The organism is Mucilaginibacter sp. PAMB04274 (genome assembly GCF_039634385.2).
In the GTDB taxonomy this organism is placed as follows: domain Bacteria; phylum Bacteroidota; class Bacteroidia; order Sphingobacteriales; family Sphingobacteriaceae; genus Mucilaginibacter.
The window spans coordinates 1,365,388-1,383,767 of the sequence record NZ_CP155081.2 but is presented as its reverse complement, the minus strand read 5'-3'; the positions used below and the strand labels follow the sequence as shown (position 1 = coordinate 1,383,767).

Annotated in this window: 18 protein-coding genes; 14 read left to right on the top strand and 4 right to left on the bottom strand. The window is 43.9% G+C overall.

Features of this window, described 5'->3' with window-relative positions; genetic code table 11:
* Positions 1–16: 16 nt before the first annotated feature.
* Both ABDD95_RS05715 and carA read right to left on the bottom strand, forming a co-directional pair.
* Complete coding sequence (locus ABDD95_RS05715; RefSeq protein ID WP_345950941.1) at positions 17–436, bottom strand: hypothetical protein; 420 nt, start codon at positions 434–436, stop codon at positions 17–19.
* A 193-nt stretch (positions 437–629) separates the two neighbouring features.
* Entirely contained in the window at positions 630–1,730 is a 1,101-nt protein-coding gene (gene carA / locus ABDD95_RS05710) for a glutamine-hydrolyzing carbamoyl-phosphate synthase small subunit (protein WP_345950940.1), read from the bottom strand.
* A gap of 292 nt (positions 1,731–2,022) precedes the next feature.
* Here carA and panB point away from each other — a divergent pair, with 292 nt between their 5' ends.
* Positions 2,023–2,838, top strand: a complete 816-nt coding sequence (gene panB, locus ABDD95_RS05705; protein ID WP_345950939.1) for a 3-methyl-2-oxobutanoate hydroxymethyltransferase — start codon at positions 2,023–2,025, stop codon at positions 2,836–2,838.
* A 125-nt stretch (positions 2,839–2,963) separates the two neighbouring features.
* A complete protein-coding gene (locus tag ABDD95_RS05700) occupies positions 2,964–3,704 on the top strand; it encodes an RluA family pseudouridine synthase (RefSeq protein WP_345950938.1) in 741 nt (246 codons plus the stop codon).
* A 32-nt stretch (positions 3,705–3,736) separates the two neighbouring features.
* Here the strand turns inward: ABDD95_RS05700 and yiaK are convergent, their stop codons facing one another.
* Complete coding sequence (yiaK, locus tag ABDD95_RS05695) at positions 3,737–4,726, bottom strand: 3-dehydro-L-gulonate 2-dehydrogenase (protein ID WP_345950937.1); 990 nt, start codon at positions 4,724–4,726, stop codon at positions 3,737–3,739.
* Between the two features lie 189 nt (positions 4,727–4,915).
* Here yiaK and ABDD95_RS05690 point away from each other — a divergent pair, with 189 nt between their 5' ends.
* From ABDD95_RS05690 to ABDD95_RS05635, 12 genes are all read left to right on the top strand, one after another.
* A complete protein-coding gene (locus tag ABDD95_RS05690) occupies positions 4,916–6,499 on the top strand; it encodes an FAD-dependent oxidoreductase (RefSeq protein ID WP_345950936.1) in 1,584 nt (527 codons plus the stop codon).
* Between the two features lie 249 nt (positions 6,500–6,748).
* Positions 6,749–7,270 (top strand): hypothetical protein, encoded by a 522-nt coding sequence (locus tag ABDD95_RS05685; RefSeq protein ID WP_345950935.1) that lies wholly within the window; start codon positions 6,749–6,751, stop codon positions 7,268–7,270.
* A gap of 44 nt (positions 7,271–7,314) precedes the next feature.
* On the top strand, positions 7,315–7,902 hold the full coding sequence (gene purN / locus ABDD95_RS05680) for a phosphoribosylglycinamide formyltransferase (RefSeq protein WP_345950934.1): 588 nt from the start codon (positions 7,315–7,317) through the stop codon (positions 7,900–7,902).
* Between the two features lie 6 nt (positions 7,903–7,908).
* The gene (locus ABDD95_RS05675) at positions 7,909–8,757 is read left to right on the top strand and encodes an alpha/beta fold hydrolase (RefSeq protein ID WP_345950933.1); all 849 of its coding nucleotides are present in this window, start codon (positions 7,909–7,911) and stop codon (positions 8,755–8,757) included.
* A 167-nt stretch (positions 8,758–8,924) separates the two neighbouring features.
* Complete coding sequence (locus ABDD95_RS05670; RefSeq protein ID WP_345950932.1) at positions 8,925–9,614, top strand: hypothetical protein; 690 nt, start codon at positions 8,925–8,927, stop codon at positions 9,612–9,614.
* 115 nt (positions 9,615–9,729) lie between these two features.
* Complete coding sequence (gene purH / locus ABDD95_RS05665; RefSeq protein WP_345950931.1) at positions 9,730–11,271, top strand: bifunctional phosphoribosylaminoimidazolecarboxamide formyltransferase/IMP cyclohydrolase; 1,542 nt, start codon at positions 9,730–9,732, stop codon at positions 11,269–11,271.
* Positions 11,272–11,467: 196 nt separating this feature from the next.
* Positions 11,468–12,490, top strand: coding sequence for a rod shape-determining protein (locus ABDD95_RS05660; protein WP_345950930.1), 1,023 nt, complete (start codon positions 11,468–11,470; stop codon positions 12,488–12,490).
* A gap of 99 nt (positions 12,491–12,589) precedes the next feature.
* Positions 12,590–13,426, top strand: coding sequence for a rod shape-determining protein MreC (gene mreC, locus ABDD95_RS05655; RefSeq protein WP_345950929.1), 837 nt, complete (start codon positions 12,590–12,592; stop codon positions 13,424–13,426).
* Positions 13,419–13,934, top strand: a complete 516-nt coding sequence (locus tag ABDD95_RS05650; protein ID WP_345950928.1) for a rod shape-determining protein MreD — start codon at positions 13,419–13,421, stop codon at positions 13,932–13,934. Before mreC ends, ABDD95_RS05650 begins: the two co-directional genes overlap by 8 nt.
* 1 nt (position 13,935) lies before the next feature.
* Positions 13,936–15,957, top strand: coding sequence for a penicillin-binding protein 2 (gene mrdA, locus ABDD95_RS05645; RefSeq protein WP_345950927.1), 2,022 nt, complete (start codon positions 13,936–13,938; stop codon positions 15,955–15,957).
* On the top strand, positions 15,950–17,212 hold the full coding sequence (gene rodA, locus ABDD95_RS05640; RefSeq protein WP_345950926.1) for a rod shape-determining protein RodA: 1,263 nt from the start codon (positions 15,950–15,952) through the stop codon (positions 17,210–17,212). The genes mrdA and rodA overlap by 8 nt, the downstream gene beginning before the upstream one ends.
* Positions 17,213–17,342: 130 nt before the next feature.
* On the top strand, positions 17,343–17,951 hold the full coding sequence (locus tag ABDD95_RS05635; RefSeq protein WP_345950925.1) for a DUF1801 domain-containing protein: 609 nt from the start codon (positions 17,343–17,345) through the stop codon (positions 17,949–17,951).
* A gap of 154 nt (positions 17,952–18,105) precedes the next feature.
* Here the strand turns inward: ABDD95_RS05635 and ABDD95_RS05630 are convergent, their stop codons facing one another.
* Positions 18,106–18,315: a cysteine-rich CWC family protein gene (locus ABDD95_RS05630; RefSeq protein ID WP_345950924.1), complete on the bottom strand. Its 210-nt coding sequence runs from the start codon at positions 18,313–18,315 to the stop codon at positions 18,106–18,108.
* Positions 18,316–18,380: the final 65 nt, after the last annotated feature.

Here is an 18,380-nt window from a genome sequence, read left to right as displayed (position 1 = left end):
CAGAATGATTAAAAAGCTACTTTACAGTTAGCGTATCCACAATTGGGCGGGCATTACTATCAGGACCAACGAATTTTAAAAAATAAGTGCCTGCCTTTTTTGCCCTAAACTTATATACCGACGAGTGTTGCACTTCTTTGCCGGTGCAGTCGTCGGCTATGTTAGTAGATGTAAATAATTTGATTTTTGTGGTATCACTCAGGCTATCTGCCTCAAACTTGCTAAATTTTTCGCAATTACCGGTGTAAGGCCATGATACGGTAAAGGTAACGTTCTGATTAACAGTTGCCGTGGTAGGGCCGTTTACGCTGGCTATAGCTGCTTGCTTCACGCTAAAGAAGTTATCGGCATTTACCACGTCCTTCAGCTCCGATTTCTGGCAAGAAACGGCTGTAAGCACAGTTAAAATGGTAAGTACAGATAAAATTTTCTTCATGTTCAGGCGGTTGTAACGTGAACTGTTCTACACAATTTCGACTACAGAAAAATCAAATAGGTTTAATTGTGCTGTAAAGCTACCTGTTAACTATTAAATAAACAATAAACCACCGTTAAAATTAGAAATTGTATCGATAAACTTACGCTTATGATAAAAAAGGGTTAGCTGTGTGCTAACCCTATCTGTTTTCTTACTTCATCAAATCAACAAAGTCATCAAATAAATAACGGCTATCATGCGGGCCAGGTGATGATTCCGGGTGGTATTGTACCGAAAAAGCCTTTTTGTCTTTCACGCGAATACCTTCTATAGATTGATCGTTCAAATTTATGTGGGTAATTTCTACTTTATCAGAAGCCCGAACAGCATCTTGCACCACACCGAAACCGTGGTTCTGTGAAGTTACCTCGCAGTGGTCTTTCACTATATTTTTCACGGGGTGGTTTAGTCCACGGTGACCGTTAAACATTTTTTTGGTGGGTATACCATTTGCCAAAGCTAATAACTGGTGACCTAAGCAAATACCAAACATAGGTTTGTCGGCTTCCAGAATTTCTTTTACCGTATCAATAGCATAAGGCATGGCCGATGGATCGCCGGGACCGTTAGAAATAAAATAACCGTTAGGTTGAAAATCTTTCTCCATTTCCTCGAACGATGTTTTGGCTGGATAAACCTTGGCGTATACATCGCGCTCAGAAAAATTGCGCAGAATGTTTTTCTTCACACCTAAATCGAGCACGGCAACACGGTATGCAGCGTTCTCGTTACCAAAAGTGTAAGTTTCTGTAGTTGATACCTGCGATGAAAGCTCCAGTCCATCCATTGATGGTACGGCATTCAAGCGAGCTTTCAGTTCTTCAACATCTAAAATCTCGGATGAGATTATAGCATTCATAGCGCCCTTATCTCTGATATGACGTACTAACTGGCGGGTATCAATATCTGAAATACAGGAAATATTCTGCTCCTGGAAGTAATCCTGAATTGACTCATCGGCCTGTTTACGGCTATAAGCGATGTTGTAATTCTTACAAACTAAACCGGCTATCTGTATTTTATTCGATTCGGTTTCTTCGTTAGTTACGCCGTAATTACCAATGTGCGCATTGGTAGTTACCATAATTTGTCCGAAGTATGATGGATCGGTAAAAATTTCCTGATAGCCCGTCATACCGGTATTAAAGCATATCTCCCCGGTTGTAGTACCTATCTTCCCGGCTGCTTTACCATGAAAAACAGTACCATCAGCCAGTAATAAAATAGCCGGTAACTTTGTGTAGTTAGTCATTTTACAAAAAAAATAAAAGGATGAATGATGGGCCGGTTGGCCTGCGTTGCAGCTCCGTGAAAGCAGTGTTGTAGCAGCAGTAAACTTGCGTCTGTATTCACGCCGCAAAAATACGTTATTTTTATGTTTACGCCATGTAAATTTTCAATAATTATATGATGGGTAGTTTCTACCTTTGTAACATTTAGAATGGTGAATAGAATTTACGGTGAGCTGCCAAAGGCTGCTTACCCTATTTTTTGTACGGCCTGATCTGTACTACTAACTCTTTACTCTTGACCTTATTTAAAACATGTCAGTTAACAAAGAAATAAAACGCGTTACTACCCACATATTACAGGCCATGAAAGGCAAGGGCGAAAAAATAGCCATGCTCACCGCCTATGATTACTCTATGGCCAAAATTGTGGATGATGCCGGTGTGGATGTAATCCTGGTGGGTGACTCGGCTTCTAACGTAATGGCCGGTCATGAAACCACCCTGCCTATAACGTTAGATCAAATGATCTATCATGCTTCATCTGTGGTTAGAGCCGCCAACCGCGCTCTGGTAGTGGTAGATCTGCCCTTTGGCTCGTATCAAGGTAATTCAAAAGAAGCGTTAAGCTCGGCCATACGTATCATGAAAGAATCGGGTGCGCATGCCGTAAAGCTGGAGGGCGGTATAGAAATTGCGGAATCTATTACACGTATCTTAACGGCAGGTATACCAGTGATGGGTCACCTGGGCTTAACGCCTCAATCTATTTACAAATTTGGCACTTATACCGTACGCGCCAAGCAAGAAGCTGAGGCACAAAAACTACGGGAGGATGCGCAGAAATTACAAGAGCTGGGCTGTTTTGCGGTGGTGTTAGAAAAAATTCCGGCTGCATTGGCCCAAGAGGTGTCACAAAGCCTGCAAATACCTACCATAGGCATTGGTGCCGGGCAGCATTGCGATGGACAAGTGCTGGTAATACATGATATGCTGGGTATAAACAAAGGCTTCCGTCCGCGTTTTTTGCGCCAGTACGCCACTTTGTATGAAGTGATGAACGATGCCATTCAAGGTTATGTTGGCGATGTAAAAGCCAAGGCTTTTCCGAACGAAAAAGAACAATATTAGCTATAAGGGACGAGAATCCTTCTTTGATCATGGCTCATACCTGATAAAACAATCACTCAATAAATTCGTATTTTTATATACACTAACTGACTTACGGCCTACCGACATTCCAACTACAAAAACCTATGCAAGAAATATATGCCGACGTTACTGATAATGATGTGTTGTATGAAGACAATCACCTGATTGCCATCAATAAGCGCGCGGGAGATATTGTGCAGGTTGATGATACCGGCGATGAGCCATTGGATGAGAAAGTAAAACGTTACCTGGCTAAAAAATACAACAAACCAAACGGCGCCTTTTTGGGTGTGGTACACCGGCTGGACAGGCCCGTAAGCGGCGTTATCCTGTTTGCTAAAACGAGCAAAGCGCTTGAGCGGGTAAACGAGATGTTTAAAACGCGCGAAATGCGTAAAACCTACTATGCCGTAGTACGTAACCGCCCCGATCCACCTTACGGCAACCTGGTACACTGGCTGATTAAAAATCCGCAAAAGAATGTAACCAAGGCTCATGGGCACGAGGTACAGGGCAGCCTGCGCTCGGAGTTGCATTACCGCCTAACAGGCGAATTAAACGGCTATTACCTTATACAAGTTAACCCTATAACCGGCAGGCCGCACCAAATAAGGGTACAGCTTTCTACCTTGGGCTGCCCTATAGTTGGAGATAATAAATATGGCTATCCGCGTGGTAGTTTAAAAAAGAGCATCTGCCTGCACGCGCGTCGCCTCCAGTTTATTCACCCGGTAAAAAAGGAACCTGTTGATATCAAAGCCCCACTACCTAAAGACGGTTTTTGGGAAAAGTTTGCTCACCTGGTACAGGATAAGGATAGTGAAATTGTTTTGAAAGAAAACTAAGGCGCGGGCCAATACCAGGGAACATCTAGCAATCATAGCTCCAGTACTTTATTCCAAATTTCTTCATCTACTGGGATCCCTTCCTTCATATTTTGTAACCTGGTTTTCAAGGTACTTTCCCCAGGATAGCGAATAGACTGCTGATCATCAACCAAACCGCTGGTTTTTGTAAAGCTGACGATCTGTTCTATTAAACCGGCTATTTGTGCATCGCTGGCAGGCTTTATGCAAATAAACACTTGGGATACGCCGTATTCGGCCTGGCTCTTCGTAATCTCTGCCGTGGAGCGGCCCTCACTTAACACCGTTACCAGCAGATCAAGCATTAACGATAAGCCCGAACCTTTCCAAAAGCCCACCGGTAGCAAACGGCCACTCTCCATAATATCCGCAGCATTAACCGATAGCGCCCCTTGTTGGTCATAACCACCCGGTAAGGGCAACTCCTCATCTTTTGCTTTATACTGCTGCAGCTTGCCAAATGAGTATTGCGATACGGCCATATCCAGCACCACATGCCCCTCTGCACGGGGTACAGCTATCACTAAAGGATTGTTACCCAAACGTGGGTCTACACCACCCCACGGCGGTAAATTGGCAATGGTGTTGGTAAAGCAAATGCCAATGCAACCACCGTCCGCTGCCTGCCAGCCGTAGGTACCGCCGCGCATCCAATGATTAGTATTGCGTATGGCTACGCAGCCTATACCATGTTCTTGCGCCAATTTGATAGCCCTGTCCATACAGAAGCGGGCGTTTAGCGGGCCGGGGCCTAGGTGGCCGTCCCAGCGTTCTACCAAGCCTAAGCCCTGCTCGGGTGTAGGTTCAGCATGGGGATGTACTAAGCCATCTTTCACATACTGCACAAACACCGGAAAACGGTTTAATCCATGGGTATAAACACCATCACGGCTATTTTCGGCAAAAAGGGTAGCACATTGCTGCGCCTTTTCGCTTGAAAAGTTAAGGCTAAGTAGCACGCGCTTAAATTCGGCCTGCAGGGTTTCAAAAGGTACTCTCATAGGTGTACGATGACTATATATTGAGGGTAAGTTAACAAATGCTGTTTATTTAAAGGATTATGCTGCTTGATGGTTTTTATGATAACGTAAAACTTAGAACGTGCAGCAGTTATTCCCGGTCTTCATTTCCTTAAAACCTTACACACCCATCCAGGGTTATTTCTATAATCATTTATCTACTTGAATAACATGGAACAAAACCAAATCAATACCGATGGTCAGACCACATCGGGCACGCATTTATCCTGCTGGACGGCAACGGCACAACCGCTGTCTTTCGAGAAACTAACTAGCGATATTAAAACACAGGTGGCCATTATAGGCGCAGGCATCTCGGGACTTACCGTGGCTTACTGCCTGGCCAAAGCCGGCAAACAGGTGGTGGTTATTGAGGATGGTTTGATTGGTAGTGGCGAAACCGGTCGCACTACAGCCCATATAGTGAATGCACTGGATGATCTTTATAGCGAAATAGAAAGTTTGTTTGGTGAAGAAAAAGCACGCTACGCTGCCGAAAGTCATACCGCCGCTATAGATTTGGTTGAAAAAATTGTGACCGAAGAAAACATAGACTGTGACTTTAAGCGGGTTAACGGCTACTTATTTTTGCACCCCAGCGATGAAAAAAAATCATTGGATGAAGAATTAGACGCAACACACAAAGTGGGCATAGCTACCGAAATGGTATACAGCGTACCGGGTATTCCGTCTGAAAGCGGACCAAGCCTGCGCTATCCTAACCAGGCGCAGTTTCATCCCTTAAAATACCTGAACGGCCTGGCTGAAGCCTTTGTGAGACTGGGTGGCAAGATTTACACTCAAACCCGTGCTGACAAGGTTGAAGAAGGCTTGGTTGAAGCCAACGGCTTCAAAGTAGAAGCCGAACAAATTGTGGTAGCTACCAACACCCCTTTTAACGACTGGGCAACCATGCACACCAAGCAAGCGCCTTACCGCACTTATGTTATTGTGGCAAAAGTGCCTAAGGATGCTATTGAACCAGCGCTGTGGTGGGATACCGGCGATCAAAATTCTGTTTGGCCTACTATGCCTTATAATTATGTACGTACCCAGCCTTTTGACGACCAGTATGACTTACTGATACACGGCGGTGCCGACCATAAAACCGGCCAGGCCAACAAAGAGGAAGAGGTTGAGGAAGAACGCTACCAACGTTTGGAAACCTGGCTGCGTGAACGGTTTCCGCAAGCACAGGAAATAGTTTACCGCTGGTCGGGCCAGGTAATGGAGCCTGTGGATGATATGGGTTATATTGGTAAGAATCCTGGTGATGAAAACATTTACATTGTAACCGGCGACTCAGGTAATGGCATGACGCACGGAACCTTAGCTGGCATACTCATCACCGATCTGATTACCGGCAAACAAAACCCTTGGGCAGAATTGTACGACCCCAGCCGTATTACGGTGACCCTACAAACTACCAAAACCTACATTGAAGAACAGTACACCACGCTAAAGCAGTTTGTTGATTACCTGCTGCCATCGGATGTTGAAAAGCTGACCGATATTAAACCCGGCGAAGCGGCCATAGTAGGCAAGCTTAAAAAGGTAGCCGTTTACCGCGATGAAGCCGGCGCCTTTAACGCCTACAGCGCGGTTTGCCCGCACATGGGTTGCGTAGTACAATGGAACAACGACGAAAAATCATTTGATTGCCCCTGCCATGGATCACGCTTTAGCTGTAAAGGCGAATTAATGAACGGCCCGGCCAATTCAAATCTCGAAGAGGTGAAGGTTCCGGAACAATAAATAATTTTCAAAAAGAATACATAGCGGTATACTTAAGCAAAGCGAACACTTGTGTGTTCGCTTTTTGAACGTTTACGGGCATCAGCAAAGTACTGGGAGCTTCGGTTGCGCAGATCACATTAGTGTTATCTAAGGATTTTATCCGGCTTATTGTATACTATTCGACGCCTACAATTTATAACGGCAAGCAGCGTTTATATATGTACAATCCCGTACCCAGTAGTTTGCGGGATTTTGTATTTTTGCACCGTGTACACCATCAAAAGTAAGCTACCTGTGTTAATCGTTATTGCCTTTATGCTCACGGGCGCATTGGTGAGTTCGTGCAAAAAGGAGGCCGATACCAGCATAAACAATCTGCTAACAGGTAACGGCATATGGCGCCTTGCCTCAATGCGGGTTGAAACCTTGCATGGCGACACCACCATACGCAGAGACACTTTAAACACTAACTGCGGTTTTGCACAGTCGTTTAAGTTTACCGATGACGCCAGATGCACATACAAGTATTATAGCTGCATTAACGATAGCGCAAGCAGCACCTGGGAGCTAACCTCAAATGATTATGATTCCGTTTTCTTACGCTCACCTTTGGTTTGTAAGGATACCACTAAGATTGGCACCATAAGCATAAGGCCATTCTCCCGTTCGCAGGTGATTAACCTGGGCCGAAACTCGCTCATATTACAAACGGTGATTATTGATACGTTTCGTAAAACCCCGGTTGTCGTATTAAGGCGCAAAATTACACGGTACGGGTTTATTCATTAAATCCCAAAAATGTTATATTTATCTCCAAACATATACTTGCAGCTTTGAAAACCAGAATAGCCATTTTTGCTTCAGGATCGGGATCGAACGCCCAAAAGATTATGGAGTACTTTAAACACCATACTCAAGCCGAAATTGTATTGGTATTAACCAACAACCCGCATGCTTTTGTACTGCAAAGGGCCGATAATTTTGAGATACCAACACACATCTTCAGCCGCCAGGAGTTTTACCAGACGGATGATGTGGTAAAACTGCTCAAGACGATGGAGGTTGATTTGATTGTGCTGGCCGGCTTTTTATGGCTGGTGCCAGCTTCACTGCTCAAGGCTTTCCCCAATCAAATTATAAACATACACCCAGCTCTGCTACCCAAATACGGCGGCAAAGGCATGTATGGAGATCATGTGCACAAAGCCGTACTGGCCGATGGTGAAGCCGAATCAGGCATTACCATACATTTTGTGAACGAGCACTTTGACGAGGGAGAAATCATACACCAGGCCAAATTCAAGATAGACTCTGCCGACACGCTCGACTCCATCAAACTTAAAGGCCAACAACTAGAGCACCACCACTTTCCGAAGGTGATTGAAGGCTTAGCTGCTAAAATGAAAAGTCTGAAGGCTTAAATTGCTATGATTGTTGTTCATCACAGTGACGGCGCAACCAACAAAGCCTTTGATTTTACATACGGCACAGCAAAAATTACCATTATACTTTTGCCCGCTATGGGCACCCGGGCTATTCTTTATAAAAAGTTTGCCGACAGTCTTAAAACAGCAGGCTTTAATGTTATTGCTATGGACTGGCGAGGCTCGGGTCACTCAAGCGTAAGACCAGGTGGTAAAGTCAACTTCGGTTACGAGCGCCTTATATTTGATGTAAAAGACCTTGTTGAACAAGCCGAACTTCATTATCCCTCAACCACCAAAATCATTATAGGCCATAGCTTAGGCGGGCAAATTGCGGCACTGTTTGCCAGTAGGTTCAGTAGGCTGGTTAGCTCAATAATATTAATTACATCATGTAACGTTTATTACAAGGGCTGGCGCGGTAAAGAACAACTCAAGGTATTTTTGGCCGGCTGCACATTTTATCGGCTGGCTAACCTCTACGGATATTTTCCAGGTCATAAAATAGGATTTGCCGGTAACGAAGCCCGAATGGTTATGAAAGATTGGTGCAGCAACGCCTTAACTGGAAAATACAATCTATCTGAATCGGCTTTTAATTATGATGAGGCTTTGCATAACCTTTCCATTCCGGTGCTGGCCTTGTCTGTTAAAGAGGATAAGATGGCTACTTACACCTCCGTAATTAACTTAGTAAACAAATTCCCTACAGCGCCATTAGAACACATGCATTTAGATGAAATCACTTTAAATGTATCTCCATTAAACCATTTTAACTGGCTAAAAAAGCCCCATGCCTTAGCTAAGCTCATTTCAGAATGGTTAAGCTCCAGTTTACCCAAATCAATTTAGAATGACCAGAATAAGCCTAATTAAATTGAAACAAACCCGGTGGTTACAGAAGATACTATATTCGAATAGGCAGCTTATCAACGGATAAGCTATTTAATGATGGGGCTTGTTTGCATATCAGCTTTTATTTTATGAGATTTCGCCTGAAATAATTTTTTAGTCGTCTCATGAAGTGGTTATCTTTCCTTTTGATTTTGTTATTTAACCTGCCAGCCAGCCATGCACAAGAAACGGTTAAGCGAACTAATAAAAACTTAAGCTTTTACACCGAAAAATTTGAAGTTCTTAAATCAGATAAAAAAATTCGCCACGGGCTTTATAAGGCTGTCGATAGCAAAGACACGCTAATAGCTCAAGGCCTATATAGTCGGGGTAAAAGAATTGGGCATTGGGTCTTTTATAACTATAAAGGCGAACCTGTGCAGAACTATGATTACAGTAATAAAAAGCTATATTATTATAACCCGGACGATGCAAAGTATCTGAAATATCATTTCACAGATAGCGTGCATCAAGGCGATACTGTACGTTATCCTGTAAAAATTGGTGGCTCCTATTATGGCTTAAATTCATTTGTTAACGCACAACCCGATTTGGTAAGAACCCTGACAAATGACTTTCCTAACACAAACCAATTTCCATGCGATCATATTTTCACGGTTAGTCCGGAGGGTAAACTAATTAAGCATGAAGCACTGGTTACGGTAAATAACACCAGCAAGCTTTATTTATTGACTGACAAAGAGTTTGACGAAGACTCTAAAGAATTTATCCCTGCTACCGTTAACCATACCACGGTGGAATGCAAAGTGGTCATGAATGTTGTTGTAAATGTGTACTCGACTTTAAGAAGGTAGACCTACGAGTAAATTTCAATATTCATCATACATTATTTCAATACAAAACAACAAAGGCAAACAGCTATTCTTTTTTAAAATCACTACCTTTGCGGCTCAAAAAAAACATTATTACATGAGCCAGTCTGTTCAAATAAAAAATGCTTTAATTTCGGTTTATTACAAGGACCACCTGGAACCTGTTATTCACGAATTAAAACGCCTGGGGGTTAAAATTTACTCAACCGGCGGAACAGAAACATTTATACGCAGCCTGGGCGCTGATGTAATAGCAGTTGAAGACCTAACATCCTACCCTTCTATACTGGGTGGCCGGGTAAAAACGCTCCACCCTAAAGTATTTGGCGGCATACTGGCCCGCCGCAGTTTTGAAAGCGATGAGCAGCAGCTGGCCGAATACGAAATACCAGAAATTGATCTCGTTATAGTGGACCTATATCCTTTCGAGGAAACTGTACGCTCGGGTGCAGAACAGCCCGATGTAATTGAAAAGATTGACATTGGCGGTATATCACTCATACGTGCAGCGGCAAAAAATTTTAAAGACGTAGTTATTGTGGCATCCAAAGATGATTACCAGCAGCTTGAAGAACTGTTGAAAACTCAAAATGGATCAACCACATTTGACCAACGCCGCAACTTTGCACAAAAAGCCTTCAACATCTCATCGCACTATGATACGGCTATATTTCAATACTTTAATATAGCGCAAGATGACCAAAGCCAGCCTTTACCGGTATTTAAACAAAGCATACAAACCAGCCAAACGCTTCGTTATGGCGAAAATCCACATCAGCAAGGCACTTTCTATGGTAACCTGGATGCTATGTTCACCAAACTGCACGGCAAAGAGCTATCCTACAATAATTTGGTTGATGTGGATGCAGCGGTTGCACTGATTGATGAATTTACCGACCCTACCATCGCCATATTAAAACACACTAATGCCTGTGGTATTGCTACACGGTCGTTTATTAAAGAAGCCTGGATTGATGCTTTAGCTTGTGACCCGGTATCAGCATTTGGTGGTGTAATTATTGCTAATGAGGAAATTAACGCCGAAACTGCGACAGAAATCAGTAAAATTTTCTTCGAGGTATTGATTGCTCCGGCCTACACTGATGAAGCTATCGAGATACTAAAAGCCAAAAAGAACCGTATAATACTCATCCGCCAGCGGGTTGAGCTCGGTGTTAAGCAGTTTAAAACCTTGCTCAACGGCGTAATTGAGCAGGATAAGGACCTGGTGATCGAAGGTCCGGAGCAAATGACTACAGTGACGCAGCAACAGCCAACTGAGCATGAACTTAAAGATCTGTTCTTTGCCAACAAAGTAGTAAAGCACACCAAGTCGAACACGGTAGTACTGGCTAAGAACAACCAGCTGCTGGCCAGTGGCGTTGGGCAAACTTCAAGGGTTGATGCTTTGCGTCAGGCTATTGACAAAGCCCGTAATTTCGGCTTTGATTTGAATGGCGCTGTAATGACTTCGGATGCTTTCTTTCCCTTCCCAGATTGTGTAGAGATAGCTGCCGAAGCTGGGATAACAGCAGTTTTACAACCGGGCGGATCAATCAAAGACCAGGATTCAATTGACATGGCTAATGCCCGCGGCATTGCCATGGTTACAACTGGCGTTAGGCATTTTAAACATTAAGGAACAGAACCAGGAAAGAAGAGCCAAGAAGCAAGAGAGCGGTACTTAGAAAGTACAATGGGCATCAAAAATGCCATCGTTTTCACTCTTATTTTTTGACTCTTATCTCTTGAAGTTTGTTTTGAAATGCAAACGCTTATTGATATACTTACACATAATTTTTTAATCTTTGCAGATTATTTGACACAAACATTCAATGGGTTTATTTAATTTTTTCACGCAAGAAGTTGCTATTGATTTAGGAACTGCAAATACCCTCATTATACATAACGACAAAGTAGTGGTCGACGAACCATCTATCGTAGCATTTGACCGAAAAACCAACAAGGTAATTGCCATTGGCAGGCAGGCAATGCAGATGGAAGGTAAGACACACGATAATATTCGTACAGTACGACCGCTAAAGGATGGCGTAATTGCCGACTTTGATGCAGCCGAGCACATGATACGCGGTATGATCAAGATGATTAACAAAGGCAAGGGCTGGTTTTTCCCTTCTTTGCGTATGGTAATCTGTATTCCGTCGGGTATTACTGAGGTAGAAAAACGGGCGGTACATCAATCGGCCGAAATTGCAGGCGCTAAAGAGGTTTACCTTATTCATGAGCCTATGGCAGCTGCTGTTGGTATTGGTATTGATGTGGAAGAACCCATGGGTAACATGATAATTGATATAGGCGGCGGTACTACCGAAATTGCCGTTATTGCTCTATCAGGTATTGTGTGCGATCAGTCTATCCGTGTAGCAGGTGATAATTTTGACTCTGATATTGTGCAATATATCCGCCGTCAGCATAACATCATGATTGGCGACCGTACGGCCGAAAAGATCAAAATTGAGGTTGGTGCCGCTCTTCCTGAGCTTGCCGATCCTCCGGGCGATTTTGCAGTACAAGGCCGCGATTTAATGACCGGCGTACCTAAGCAAATTACCGTATCGTACACTGAGATTGCTCATTGCCTCGACAAATCAATCTCTAAAATTGAGGAAGCTATCTTAAAGGCCCTCGAGATCACTCCTCCGGAGCTATCTGCTGATATTTATCAGACCGGTATCTATTTAACAGGTGGTGGCGCATTACTGCGTGGTTTGGATAAACGCGTTGCAGCCAAAACCAAATTACCGGTACACGTAGCCGAAGATCCGCTTCGTGCGGTAGTACGCGGCACCGGCACCGCCCTTAAAAATATCGGTAACTATAAATTCTTAATGCAATAATTTGGATATGAGATTACAGATGTGAGATATGAGCCAATGCGCAAGCCTTGTAATAAATTATCTCACATCTGTAATCTCAGTCCTCACATCTCCTAGCCCATGCGTAACCTTTTGATCTTCATCAGTAAGTACAACGCATTTTTCCTGTTTCTTATTTTTGAGGTTTCGGCGCTGGTTATTTATGTAAAGTACAACTCGTTTCAGCGGGCTACTTACATTAACACGGCTAATGATGTTACCGGCAGCATGTATGCCCGGGTGAACGAGTTAAATAGCTATTTGTCACTTAAAGACGTTAACGACAGCCTTGCACGTGAAAATGCCAGGCTGCGGGGCCAGCTTAATTCAGCCTACTATACTGATACGCTGGCTAAACGCACCGTTACCGACAGTGTTTACAAACAGCAGTACACATACACCGAGGCACGTGTAATTAACAACTCGGTAAATAAGCGCAACAATTATATCACTATACTTAAAGGCACCAAAGATGGTATCACCAAAGGCATGGGCGTAATCAGCAGCTCGGGTGTGGTAGGTAAAATCATTTATACGTCAGAGCATTTATCTATCGTGCAATCATTGTTACACAAAGATTCGCAAGTGAGTGCCATGCTGGCCGATACCAAAGACATTGGCAGCCTGGTATGGGGGGATGATATCGATCCGCATAAAGGCTTACTGAAGGATGTGCCAAATCATGTTAAACCGCACATTGGCCAATGGGTAGTTACCTCCACTTACTCCAGCTTGTACCCTGCCGGCATACCGCTAGGCCGTGTAAGTAACCTGCATGCAAAGAGTGGCGGTTTCTTCCTTAACATGGAGGTTAACTTAGCGGTTGATTTTAGCAAACTGCAATACGTGTACGTAGTAAATAACAAACTTTCTTTAGAGCGCCAGGCACTGGAGGGGCAGGAAAAACAAGATGAGTAGAGCATTGATATATAACCTCATTCGCTTTATTGTGCTGGTGCTTTTACAGGTATTTCTGTTAAAGAACATCAGCCTGTACAACTTGTCAGTACCCTACCTGTATATCTTGTTCATTCTGCTGCTCCCGCTCGAAACGCCGAACCTCTTGCTATTTGCCTTATCGTTTTTAATGGGATTAACCATTGATGCGTTTTATGACACCCCCGGCCTGCATGCTGCTGCCAGCGTGGTACTGGCATTTGTTCGGGTGTTGTTTGTGAGCATAACGGTGCAAAAAGATGGATTTGATAACGAGCCCGAGCCTACGCTGGGCAACATGGGCTTCAGGTGGTTTTTTACTTATGCTGCTATACTTACCCTGTTCCATCACTTTTTTCTTTTCAACCTCGAGGTATTTCGTTTAACCGAAATACAATATACTTTACTGCGTTTCCTGTCAAGTTCAGTATTTACCTTATTTTTGATATTAATATCCAGCTTTTTATTTTACAGAAGGAAAGAACGTTAAAATGAACAGCTATTTTGAGCGACGCTACGTAATTACCGCTATTTTTATTACGATTGCTTTCATACTGCTGGCAAGGTTGTTTTATATACAAATAATTGACGACCGCTATTTTCTATTTGCCAAAGGCAACGTATTAAGGCGTACTATTATTTACCCTGCCCGCGGCCCGATATTTGACCGCAACAATAAAATACTGGTGCAAAACGTACCCGTATATGATATTTTGGTTACCCCCCGGGAGGTGAAGCCCTTTGACACGCTGGAGTTTTGCCGCCTGATTGGCATTGATAAAGCTGGCTTTGATAAACGCTTTGAAAAAGCCAAAAAATACTCTCCTTTCCGCGCTTCTGTCTTTGAGAAACAGATTTCTGTGCAGCTTTACGCCCCTTTGCAGGAGAGATTGGCTGATGAATTTAAAGGGTTTACCGTACAGGCCCGCACCGTACGTACCTACCCCGACTCTGTTGCTGCACACTTTTTAGGCTACATTGGTGAGGCCAGCCAAGCCACTATAGAAAAGTCGGGGGGCTTTTACCGCCCTGGCGACTATGTAGGCATTTCCGGTATCGAAAGATCATTTGAAGAAGTATTGCGCGGACAGCGCGGTGTGCGGAATGACATGGTTGATTCGCGCAATGTAAAAAAAGGCAGCTTTGCCAATGGCGCATATGATACTGTTGCGGTAGCAGGCGAGCGACTGATATCATCGCTGGATATTCGTATACAGAAATTGGGCGAGCAGTTAATGAGGAATAAAGTAGGCAGCATAGTAGCCATTGAGCCATCAACGGGCGAAATCCTGGCCTTTGTAAGCAGCCCCACATACGATCCTAACCTTATGGCTGGCCGCGAACGTGGAAACAACATGGCCAAAATGCTAAAAGACCCTTACAAGCCAACCTTTGTACGCCCCATTCAGGCTACCTATCCGCCGGGTTCTTCATTTAAGCCTTTGGATGCGCTTATTGCTTTGCAGGAAGGTATAATTACACCACAAACAACATTCTTTTGTCCGCATTACTACATGGCGGGTAACCATAGGGTAAACTGCGAGCACTTTGACGGCGTCACCGATCTCAGAAAAGGCATATCTCAATCATGCAACCCCTATTTTTGTAATGTGTTTGATAAACTGATGAACGTTAACGGATCGAGAAACATCCGTAACACCCTCACCACGTGGAAAGAAAAAGTGAACAAGTTTGGGTTTGGGGTTAAGCTGGATGTGGAACTTCCGTTTGAGTACAAAGGTAACGTGCCGACTCCATTACGTTATGACAGGGTGTTCGGCAAAAATCGCTGGCGGTCAAGCTCTATTATTTCGCTGGCTATTGGTCAGGGAGAATTACTGGCCACACCCTTACAGATGGCCAATATAGAAGCGGTAATAGCCAACCATGGGTTTTACTACAAACCTCACTTAATTAAGGCCATTGGCGATAAGCAGATCATAAAAAAAGAATATACACAAAGAAACTATGTGGGTATTGATGCACAATATTTTGAGCCTGTAATTGATGGCATGCAGGATGTGGTTGACCGTGGTACAGCTGCACAGGCGCGCATACCGGGCATTGTAATGTGTGGTAAAACCGGTACGGTACAGAACCCGCACGGCAAGAATCACTCGGTATTTGTAGCCTTTGCCCCACGCGAAAACCCCAAAATTGCGATTGCCGTGGTGGTAGAAAACGCGGGTTACGGCTCCTCATGGGCAGCCCCTATTGCCAGCTATCTGGTTGAAAAATACTTGCGCGACACTATCACCAAACCTAAGGCCGAGGTACGTTACATCCTCAACGCCAACTTACTGCCCCCTCCTCCGGGATGGAAGCCTCCGGTAAAGAAGCTGTCCAAAAAAGATAGTTTGTGCAGAGATAGCCTCAGAAAGGACAGCATAAAAAAACGCAAGGCCGATACCATCAGCGTTAAGCCCGAACTGCGGTCGGCAGGTAAGAAAAATAAGAACGATACGGTAAACAAGATACTAGCCTATCAGCCAAAACGAAGAGAGGATGAATAATCAGCGCAGTTTTTTCTTTAATGTAGACTGGTTAACAGTATTACTTTACCTGGCCCTTTGCACCATTGGCTGGTTTAACATTCATGCTGCCGTTTTTGACGAAACGCATCCAAGTATTGTTGATTTGGATACCAATTATGGCAAGCAATTCATATTCATCCTATCGGCCATTGTATTGGGCGCTGTTATCTTGCTTTTGGATAGCCGCTTTTTTAGCGGCCTGGCGCCGGTATTTTATGTTGTTACCGTACTGTTGTTATTAGTAGTTTTAGTAGTTGGCCGCAATGTGGGCGGCAACCAGGCCTGGATACCGTTGGGCAGCTTCAGGCTTCAACCCTCCGAGTTTGCCAAGTTTAGTACCTGCCTGTTGCTGGCTCGATACTTAAGCGGTGTAAACGTTCGTATTACAGAGCCTAAATCTTTTTTTACAGCGGCGGGTATTATTGCATTACCCATGATGCTTATTATGCTGCAGCCCGATACCGGTTCTACACTCGTTTTTTGTTCGCTTATATTTGTACTCTATCGCGAAGGCCTTTCACCCTACTTTCTCATTATTGCAGGTGTGCTTATAGCCTTGTTTGTATTATCACTATTGTTTAATCAATTGTACTTAATTGGAGCGTTGGTAGTTTTAACCGTTTTAGTGGTTTACCTGCTGCGCTTGCGAAGAGACGCTATTATTGCGTTAGTGGGCGCATTAATAGTTTCTATTGCCTTTATATTCAGCGTTAACTTCTTATACAAAAACGTACTCCAAGCGCATCAAAAATCCCGTATCGACGAGCTTTTGGGTATATCGAGCGACCCCCGGGGAGCGGGTTATAATGTTAATCAGTCTAAGATTGCCATTGGTTCGGGTAAGCTGTGGGGTAAAGGTTATTTACAGGGTACGCAAACCAAGTACTCGTTTGTACCCGCCCAAAGTACCGACTTTATTTTTTGTACTATTGGCGAGGAATGGGGCTTTGCAGGCTCGGTGGTGGTTATTGGCCTGTTTATGTTTATGCTCATGCGCGTCATCATGATGGCCGAAAGGCAACGATCGCCTTTCTCGCGCGTTTACGGTTACGGGGTAGCCTCCATCCTCTTTTTTCACCTGGTTATCAACATCGGTATGACGATAGGCCTGGTGCCGGTTATAGGCATCCCCTTACCTTTTATTAGCTATGGCGGTTCGTCGCTGTGGAGCTTTACTATCCTGTTATTCATTCTGATTAAGCTGGACTCGAACCGGTTAGGCCACGTGCTATAACAAGCAGTTTATAAACTCAAATTATAATAACCAATGTAATTAAGTTCGCTGCTCTACTGCAAGCGTTAAATTGGCCTGCTTGTTATTTTTAAAACGGTTGCTTAACTTGTAGTACCAATCAGTAAAAAAAATGCCATCCTGTAACCCACAACACGACGCCTACATTGGCAAAGCGGCCGATTTTGCAAAACCCATTCTTATTCATTTACGCGAGTTAGTACACCAATCCTGTCCCGAAATTGAAGAAACTATTAAATGGAGCATGCCTTTTTTTGAGTGCAAAGGTGCCGTTTGCAACATGGCCTCGTTTAAGCAGCATTGTGCTTTCGGTTTTTGGAAAGGTTCATTACTCACCGATCCTCATAACCTGCTTAGTGTTAAAGATAATAATGCCATGGGCCAGTTGGGACGCATAACCGCTGTAACTGATATGCCTTCGGCGGAAATTTTGATAGCGTATATACGCGAGGCTGTAGCGCTCAACGAAAAGGGTGTAAAAGTGGTAAAAGGTAAACCTGCCGAAAAAGCGGAGCTGCTTATTCCGGATTACTTTGTTGATTTTCTGAAAGATCATCCGAAAGCCGAGACACAATTTAACCAGTACGCTTACTCGCACAAAAAGGAATACCTGGAGTGGATTACCGGTGCCAAAACGGAAGCCACCCGCTTAAAGCGCATGCAATCTGCAGTAGCACTTTTAAGTGAGGGCAAGTCAAAAAATTGGAAATATCAGAAATAAAATTTTATGTAGTCCACGATAATAAGTCGGTATCCTCTCAAACAGTAGTTAGAGGTCCTTTCGAATTGATAAGCTCGCCGAGTGGAAAGGTTCCTCACTGCCGATCGGGTGAACAAGTATGGTGAGACCGTCAGGAAGTTTGTACGTGTATAAGTTATAGCCCTTCCTGATATTCCTTTTGCAACTCGAGCAAGCAGTTGGCGCATAGGCAGCCGTCGTACAGCTCTGCCACGTATTGCACCTCGTTTATAGTGAGCTGAACCGCGCTGCACTGGCAGCGCGTGTAAGAATTGGCCTTGCACTCAAAAGCCGTGCGACAGCGGTCGCATTGTATTATTTCGTGCTTTTGAAACGTGGTGTGCATGGTTACAAATATAAAAAGCCCTGAAGTAATAATACTTCAGGGCTTAGTCATTTATTGTAAGAGGT

What these genes read in the sequence shown, in the direction of transcription:
- ABDD95_RS05715 (WP_345950941.1), bottom strand. Translation starts at nt 436, where the DNA reads ATGAAGAAAATTTTATCTGTACTTACCATTTTAACTGTGCTTACAGCC.
- carA (WP_345950940.1), bottom strand. Translation starts at nt 1,730, where the DNA reads ATGACTAACTACACAAAGTTACCGGCTATTTTATTACTGGCTGATGGT.
- panB (WP_345950939.1), top strand. Translation starts at nt 2,023, where the DNA reads ATGTCAGTTAACAAAGAAATAAAACGCGTTACTACCCACATATTACAG.
- ABDD95_RS05700 (WP_345950938.1), top strand. Translation starts at nt 2,964, where the DNA reads ATGCAAGAAATATATGCCGACGTTACTGATAATGATGTGTTGTATGAA.
- yiaK (WP_345950937.1), bottom strand. Translation starts at nt 4,726, where the DNA reads ATGAGAGTACCTTTTGAAACCCTGCAGGCCGAATTTAAGCGCGTGCTA.
- ABDD95_RS05690 (WP_345950936.1), top strand. Translation starts at nt 4,916, where the DNA reads ATGGAACAAAACCAAATCAATACCGATGGTCAGACCACATCGGGCACG.
- ABDD95_RS05675 (WP_345950933.1), top strand. Translation starts at nt 7,909, where the DNA reads ATGATTGTTGTTCATCACAGTGACGGCGCAACCAACAAAGCCTTTGAT.
- ABDD95_RS05670 (WP_345950932.1), top strand. Translation starts at nt 8,925, where the DNA reads ATGAAGTGGTTATCTTTCCTTTTGATTTTGTTATTTAACCTGCCAGCC.
- purH (WP_345950931.1), top strand. Translation starts at nt 9,730, where the DNA reads ATGAGCCAGTCTGTTCAAATAAAAAATGCTTTAATTTCGGTTTATTAC.
- ABDD95_RS05660 (WP_345950930.1), top strand. Translation starts at nt 11,468, where the DNA reads ATGGGTTTATTTAATTTTTTCACGCAAGAAGTTGCTATTGATTTAGGA.
- mreC (WP_345950929.1), top strand. Translation starts at nt 12,590, where the DNA reads ATGCGTAACCTTTTGATCTTCATCAGTAAGTACAACGCATTTTTCCTG.
- ABDD95_RS05650 (WP_345950928.1), top strand. Translation starts at nt 13,419, where the DNA reads ATGAGTAGAGCATTGATATATAACCTCATTCGCTTTATTGTGCTGGTG.
- mrdA (WP_345950927.1), top strand. Translation starts at nt 13,936, where the DNA reads ATGAACAGCTATTTTGAGCGACGCTACGTAATTACCGCTATTTTTATT.
- rodA (WP_345950926.1), top strand. Translation starts at nt 15,950, where the DNA reads ATGAATAATCAGCGCAGTTTTTTCTTTAATGTAGACTGGTTAACAGTA.
- ABDD95_RS05635 (WP_345950925.1), top strand. Translation starts at nt 17,343, where the DNA reads ATGCCATCCTGTAACCCACAACACGACGCCTACATTGGCAAAGCGGCC.
- ABDD95_RS05630 (WP_345950924.1), bottom strand. Translation starts at nt 18,315, where the DNA reads ATGCACACCACGTTTCAAAAGCACGAAATAATACAATGCGACCGCTGT.